This window comes from Halorubrum sp. SS7, from assembly GCF_005435055.1.
GTDB lineage: Archaea > Halobacteriota > Halobacteria > Halobacteriales > Haloferacaceae > Halorubrum > Halorubrum salinarum.
The window spans coordinates 1-248 of record NZ_SGXV01000575.1 but is presented as its reverse complement, the minus strand read 5'-3'; the positions used below and the strand labels follow the sequence as shown (position 1 = coordinate 248).

Sequence of the window (248 nt, the reverse complement as noted above, 5' to 3'; positions counted from 1 at the left end):
CATGACCTTCGCGGAAAGCGAGGTGCGGCACATGGACGCGTACAGTCACCTACTGGACGTCTTAGGGATCACGGACGACTTCGAGCAGGTGACCGAGGAGCCGGCGATCAAAGAGCGGATCGAGTACCTCGACGAGTATCTGGAGAAGAGCGAGAGCGACGACGAGCGGGAGTACGTGATGAGCATCCTGCTGTTCAGCACGTTCGTCCAGCACGTGTCGCTGTTCAGCCAGTTTCTCATCATGACGA

1 protein-coding gene is annotated in these 248 nt (G+C 58.1%); it reads left to right on the top strand.

Annotated elements, in window-relative coordinates; all coding sequences use genetic code 11:
* Window positions 1–248: ribonucleotide-diphosphate reductase subunit beta (locus EXE44_RS19200; RefSeq protein ID WP_199241307.1), on the top strand; the 248-nt coding region annotated here is incomplete at both ends.